The 6,635-nt window shown below is 29.7% G+C and carries 5 protein-coding genes; all 5 read left to right on the top strand.

What is annotated here, in order from left to right:
* Window positions 1-158 precede the first annotated feature (158 nt).
* The 5 genes from CUN59_RS15755 to CUN59_RS15735 all read left to right on the top strand — a co-directional run bounded on the left by CUN59_RS15755 (window position 159) and on the right by CUN59_RS15735 (window position 6,556).
* Window positions 159-3,704 carry a serine/threonine-protein kinase gene (locus CUN59_RS15755; RefSeq protein ID WP_104388736.1) on the top strand — a complete coding sequence of 1,182 codons (3,546 nt, stop codon included), beginning with the start codon at window positions 159-161 and terminating at the stop codon, window positions 3,702-3,704.
* Between the two features lie 19 nt (window positions 3,705-3,723).
* Window positions 3,724-5,154: a phospholipase D-like domain-containing protein gene (locus CUN59_RS15750; RefSeq protein WP_104388735.1), complete on the top strand. Its 1,431-nt coding sequence runs from the start codon at window positions 3,724-3,726 to the stop codon at window positions 5,152-5,154.
* An 80-nt stretch (window positions 5,155-5,234) separates the two neighbouring features.
* On the top strand, window positions 5,235-5,699 hold the full coding sequence (locus tag CUN59_RS15745; RefSeq protein WP_104388734.1) for a DUF29 domain-containing protein: 465 nt from the start codon (window positions 5,235-5,237) through the stop codon (window positions 5,697-5,699).
* Window positions 5,700-5,822: 123 nt separating this feature from the next.
* Window positions 5,823-6,209, top strand: a complete 387-nt coding sequence (locus CUN59_RS15740; RefSeq protein ID WP_104388733.1) for an addiction module protein — start codon at window positions 5,823-5,825, stop codon at window positions 6,207-6,209.
* Window positions 6,206-6,556: a type II toxin-antitoxin system VapC family toxin gene (locus CUN59_RS15735; RefSeq protein ID WP_104388732.1), complete on the top strand. Its 351-nt coding sequence runs from the start codon at window positions 6,206-6,208 to the stop codon at window positions 6,554-6,556. The genes CUN59_RS15740 and CUN59_RS15735 overlap by 4 nt, the downstream gene beginning before the upstream one ends.
* Window positions 6,557-6,635: the final 79 nt, after the last annotated feature.

Genomic DNA, 6,635 nt, shown 5'->3' with positions numbered 1-6,635 from the left:
AAACTTTTTGGTTTACTGATAGTTGGTTCTTTTATGCTACAAACACTCATGAATTGTTTGAGTTGGCAGTATGTTGAAATTATACTTGTAGTGTAACATAGCTTATAGCGCGTTTTTTAGTGGTTCATTTTCATTATTGCAATCATAAAATAATCAGTATGTCTAATATGATCGGTGAAATTATTGACGGTAAGTATGATATCCTTTCCAAACTTGGACAAGGTGGTAGCGGTGTTGTGTACCTGGCGAAAAAAGTGGGTACTAATGAGCGTTATGCTATTAAAACTCTTTCTACTGAAGAAGATAATGCAATTAAACTATTAGAAAGGGAAACAGAAACTTTAAAAAAGTTTAATCATCCCAATATTGTAAAATTTATTGAGAAAGGTTATAATAATCGGCATAGATTGGTTTATTTAGTATTAGAATATTTAGATGGTCAAGATATAAAAACTTATTTTGATGGTGGCATTGATTTAAAAACAAAATTAAATCTATTTTTGCAAATTCTTGACGCAATTAGTCACGCTCACTCTAAAAATATAATCCATAGAGATATCAAACCAGACAATATTAAAATTGTAGATACTGATGAACAACCTCAAGCTAAGGTTTTAGATTTTGGTATTGCTATTATTACCACTACTATTTTAACCAATACAATTAGAAGTTATCATACACCTTTATTTTCTGCTCCTGAACAAATTAACTTAGAGAAAGTTTCCAGAGATTCTGACGTTTATTCTCTAGGAATGACGTTTTTATACTTATTGTCAACTGAAAAGGATAGGATTATTTTTCAAGATGAAAGAGATAAAAATGTACTGTATCAATCTACCCAATTAGCTGTAAATCCTGGTAGTAATCTAGTAGAAATTTTCAAAAAAGCTACAGATAAAAATCGTGAAAATCGTCCTAAACTAGATGAACTCAGAAAAGTTATAGCTAATTTTCAAGAAGAACTAACAGAATCATTTAAAATTATTTTTAATATAACTCGCAAAGCGGAACAAGAAATTAATGATCAACATAATTTTCAAAATAATATTTTAGCAATTAGAAATCACCTTGATTCTTTATTCAGAGAAAATTCTAATATCTTATATATTAAGAAAAGCCCTGATCAGCACCAACGTGATGAAAATAAACTAACAATTGATATTGGTTTAGAGAATTCATCTAAATTCTATCGTGGATTTATTAATTTAGATAATCATAACTCTACCCAAATAACTGTACTATATGAAATTACCTTACCTCCCAATATACAAGAACAAATATTTGAAAATGGGTTGAATATAAAAGTAAATCCTATAATTGAGGTAGGCACAGGTGTAAAAAGAAAATCAGATTTATCAGATTTAATTAAGCAAATTTTCCAAAAAGAACAGCAAATTAAAAATGAAATAGCAAATAATAAAGATTTAACTGCTACTTTTGAGCAATGGCAATCTGTCATTGATATTGAAAAACAAATTATTACTGATAAAAAATCTGTATTTGAATACAGAGATAAATCTTATGATAAACAAAAACAAATTTTAATTTTATCATTGATAAAACCTATTTCCATTGAACAATTTGATCAAATTACATCTCCACCATTACCTGTCACGATATCTATTAGAAATAACTCACCTTCAATTAAACAAAAAGAAAAGCAATGGGGAATTGGAGATATTATTGATGGTGATAAATCCAGTAATGGAGAATTAGTTGAAAAGTTACATATTAGTATAGGAGATTTTTGTCTTCCTGAAATTATAGAATCTATTTTAGAGAAAGGAAAAATAGAAACTAATTTTAAAGCTCAAGAATCTGAAATTGATAAACGGCGTAAAGCTTTACGAGAAATTAGATATGGAGATTGTGAGAATACAACTTTATCCAAGGTAATAGCTGATCCAGCTAATGTTCAACCAATAGAAGCTAGTTTAATTCATAATTTTTTTAATCAGCAACTAGATGATTCACAACAAAAAGCAGTATCTAAAGCCTTAGCTACAGAAGATATTTTTTTAATCCAAGGACCACCAGGTACAGGTAAAACATCTGTTATTACAGAAATAATTTTGCAAATTTTAGATAAATATCCAAATGATAAAATTTTAATTTCTTCTCAGTCTAATGTAGCAGTAGATAACGTTTTAACCCGGCTATCTCGTGTTGAACAAAAAGAAATTATGTGTATTAGAATTGGTAGAGAAGAAAAAATTGAAGAAGATGCTAAACAATTTGAAGTTGAAAAAGCTATTATTACCTGGCAAAATTCAATACGAACTAAATCATTAAGTTATTGGCAAGAGTATCAAGAAAATAATCAACAAATTCTCTCTGGAGTAAAAAAAATTGCTCATTTAGAAGATGTTAATAGTAAATATCAACAATTACAATCAGTATCTCACAAACTAACTCAAACCATAGCTAGATTCAATTCTGAGTTAATTATACAAAAAGATAATTTAGCATCTATAGAGTTTTCTGATATTGCGTTAGAGTTAATATCCGAAAAACTGGAACTGGAACAAAAAATATTACAATCATTAGAAAAATATACTGCAAAGTTTGGGATACAGTATCCTGAGCAAAAATATCTTTCCAACTGGATTAATGAAGAATATAAACTATTGCAAAATATATTAGGTGAAAACCAAGCAAATTATGAGAATTTTATTAGATTGCAAAAAATACATGAAGAATGGAATGCAAAATTAAAAAGAAAACAGGAAGATTTACAATCTATATTTATAGATAAAGTAAATGTAGTTGGTGCAACCTGTTTAGGAATAGCAAGATTTAAAGATCGTAAGTTTGATTGGGTAATTGTGGATGAAGCTGGCAGATCAACTGCTCCTGAAACATTTGTACCCATGTCTAAAGGTAGAAGAATTATTTTAGTAGGTGATCATCAACAACTCCCTCCCATTATTGATCAAGAAGTACAAAAAAGAGCTTTCAATGAAAAGGAAATTCAGAAAAGACTTTTGGAAACGAGTTTATTTGAGTATCTGTATGAGAAACTTCCTAAAACCAATAAAATAACACTGAATAATCAATATCGGATGCACCCTCATATTGGTAATCTAATTAGTATATTATTCTATGATAATCAGGTTGCTAGTAATCTGGTCAATGTTGAAGAAAAACAACATCATTTAACAATGTTTGATAGAAATATTTGTTGGATATCCACTAGCGATGCTGGAGAAAAATCTCAAGAGAGAGAAAATGGAACAAGTCGCACTAATGATTATGAAGCAAGAGTTATCAAATCTGTTTTAGAAAAAATTCAGGAAAGTTGTGAGTTAAATCAGTTACAAAAAGAAGTCGGCGTGATTTCAGCCTATCGTTCACAAATTGGTCGTTTAGAATCTGCCATTGCACCTAATAATAAACAATTCTGGAAAAATCTACATATCATTATTCATACAGTTGATGCCTTTCAAGGAGGTGAATGTGATATTATAATTTATGATTTAGTGAGAAGCAATAAACAGAAAAAATTAGGTTTCACTTCTGATGATCGTCGTTTAAATGTTGCTTTATCTCGTGCTAAACAACTATTAATTATAGTTGGTGATGATAACATGGCTTATCAGGGTAGAACTCCTAACAATATTTCTAATCCTTTTAAACCATTAATAGAATATATTGATAGTAGTAGTAATTACTGTTCACGACGCAAATCTAGTGATTTTATTTAACTCATAATGGAGTAATATCATGGGTAATCCAATTAAGGATTTTGAAGACAAAATTCGTAAACGTCACTCACTTCCTGAAGCCATAGTAATTGATTGTCAACCCATTGGCTATCCTTTCTATGTTCTAAATCTCGATTTAACATATTTGGAAAATAGAAATTTAGAATTATTAGAAGAATATATCATGAAGTGTATTGTCAATAAGTTAAATAAATTGGAAGAAATTGCTGGTTTTTTAGGTATAGATAATGTTACTATCGAAAAAGTATTATCAAAATTAATTTCAGATGATATAGTTATTAGAGATAATGGTTTTCAGCTAACAGAAAAAGGGAAAGATGCTTTACAGCAACAAACTATCTTATCACCACTTTCAGATACCAAAATTTTCTATTTAGATGGGTTAAGTGGAAAGTTGATAGACAACTTTTTTCTGAATAAATTTGATGTTAAAAAATATCCAAACAACTGTATTAGCAAAGTCATCAAAAAACCCAGAAAAGATCATATAGAAGATATTATTGACTATTATCAAGATATTGAGAGATATTTAAAAAATTCAGGTTCTAATGATAATGTTGAACTGATTCAGGTAAATAAAATAGAAAAAGTATATCCTGAATGGCATGAAGTATTGTTAGTTTTGTATAAAAGTAATCCAAATGATAGTGAAATAGAATATGAAATATTTTCTAGAAATTCTATTCAAAAAGATTATCGAGAAACCATAGAAAAATTATATGGAGAAGGAAAGAAAATACTTGATCCTATTTTTAAAGATATGAAACAAGATAATACTTCTAATCAATCATTTACTGAGATTGTTAGTAGTATTAAAGATGAGGATGTTAAAAATGTAGAACAAATCAGTGCAAAAATTAGTTCTCTTAATGATCCTGATTCTTTCACAGATAAAAATACATCTGTTAAGGAAGAAAAGCAAAAACTGGAAAAACAACTAGAACAAATCAAAACTCAAACTAGAATCTCAGAAGTTATTCATACTACTGAACTAAGGGAATATCTTTTTAAAGCTTTAAAAGAAGCAAAAAATAGAGTAATGATTGTTTCCCCCTGGATCAAAAGTAATGTAGTTAACCGAGAATTTTTATCAACTTTAGAGGAAACATTAAAACGAAAAGTGCAAATTCATATCATATATGGTTATAAAGAAACTCCGGGAAGTATGAAAAATGATACCTGGTCAATTAATCAGTTGGAGAATTTAGCGCACAATTATAAAAACTTAAAGTTTCAAAAAACTACAAACAGTCATCGCAAGCAAATAGTTTGTGATGATAAATTTGCGATAGTAACTAGCTTTAATTTCCTCTCATTTAGAGCAGATACCAACTTAACATACAGAGATGAATTAGGAGTAGTTTTAAGGGATAAACAAATAATTGAGGATTTATTTAATAGTGCTATAAATTTAGTTAAATTAAAATGATTCCTAAATCATAATTGAGAAAATAATTAAGCGCATTTATGCTAAGATACCATTACCACACTCTGTAAGGAGTTTTCTGTATGGCTAATATTACTTACATTGATCACAACAAAACATTATATGATCAAGATTTTTACCTGTGGATACAAACCACAATTCAACAACTGAAAGAAAGAAACCTAGAACAGTTAGATATTGAGAACTTGATTGAAGAAATTGATAGTATGGGGAGGAGTGAAAAGAAAGAACTAAAAACTCGCCTAGTTGTCTTAATTGAACACTTATTGAAATTACAATATTGGATAGAAGAAAAAGATAATAACGCTAGAGGTTGGCGTAATACTGTCGTAGAACAAAGACGACAAATAGCTTATACTCTAGCAGATAGTCCTAGTTTAAAAGCTATTTTAAATGATGTATTTCTACCCTGTTATCAAGACTCTAGAAAAGACACAATTAACAAATACCAACTACCATCAAACTTATTTCCAGAAGAACCACCTTTTTCTTTAACTCAAGTTCTTAATGCCGATTTTATACCCTAAATGTGAACCGATGATCAAGTAAGTTTTACTTTTGACTATGAAGAAGCGAAACTTCTCCACATAATTATTGATTAAATATTTATGATAAAATACAATCACCACACTCTGTAAAGAGCTTTCTGTATGGCTAACATTACTTATAATGAAATTTTTGGAGCAGTATTAACCCTACCTCCTCTATACAGAGCGATGCTTGCTGAACATCTTCTCAAAAGTCTGGATGAAATTAATCCTCAAGTTGAGGCCGCTTGGGAAACAGAAATTGCAAATCGCATCCAGGCAATAGATGAAGGTCAAGTCACGTTAATACCAGCCGATGAAGTATTGGAAAGACTAAGGAATCGCTTGGCTACACAGTTATTGCAATGGGTAGAAGTAAAGATTAATAAAGAATCTCTGTCTATGCCAAATAAAAGATTACGACAGCCAGGACTCGGTTTAGGTTCTTGTATATTCGATGATAACTTTGATGATCCACTGTCTGATGAGTTTTGGCTTGGTGAAACATGAAGTTACTATTCGATACTCACACTTTTATGTGGTGGCATAGCGAACCAGACCGTATACCTATAGATACACTAACATTACTTCAAAATCCTAATCATGAGTTACTTCTGAGCATAGTCAGCCTATGGGAAATGCAAATTAAAATCCAGTTAGGAAAACTAACCCTTAGAGATGATTTAGAACTTATGCCAAAGACTCAGCAGGAACAAAATAATATTACTTTAGTATCTATAAATTTTCTCCATATTCTGGAACTAAAAAACTTACCTCTACACTATAAAGATCCATTTGATAGACTTCTATTAGCTCAGTCTAAAGTTGAAAATGCAACATTAATTAGGGCTTGCTGAATAAAGCTATAACCGTTTATTGATAGGGGTTTCGCGGATTTTAAGAACAAGCAAGTGCAAGGTTTTGGCAAATGAAGTC

Source organism: Cuspidothrix issatschenkoi CHARLIE-1, from assembly GCF_002934005.1.
Classification (GTDB): domain Bacteria; phylum Cyanobacteriota; class Cyanobacteriia; order Cyanobacteriales; family Nostocaceae; genus Cuspidothrix; species Cuspidothrix issatschenkoi.
This window is presented reverse-complemented; position numbering and strand designations above follow the sequence as displayed.

Bases quoted from the DNA above. Each gene is read 5' to 3' on its own strand.
- CUN59_RS15740 (WP_104388733.1), top strand. From the start codon at position 5,823: ATGGCTAACATTACTTATAATGAAATTTTTGGAGCAGTATTAACCCTA.
- CUN59_RS15735 (WP_104388732.1), top strand. From the start codon at position 6,206: ATGAAGTTACTATTCGATACTCACACTTTTATGTGGTGGCATAGCGAA.
- CUN59_RS15745 (WP_104388734.1), top strand. From the start codon at position 5,235: ATGGCTAATATTACTTACATTGATCACAACAAAACATTATATGATCAA.
- CUN59_RS15750 (WP_104388735.1), top strand. From the start codon at position 3,724: ATGGGTAATCCAATTAAGGATTTTGAAGACAAAATTCGTAAACGTCAC.
- CUN59_RS15755 (WP_104388736.1), top strand. From the start codon at position 159: ATGTCTAATATGATCGGTGAAATTATTGACGGTAAGTATGATATCCTT.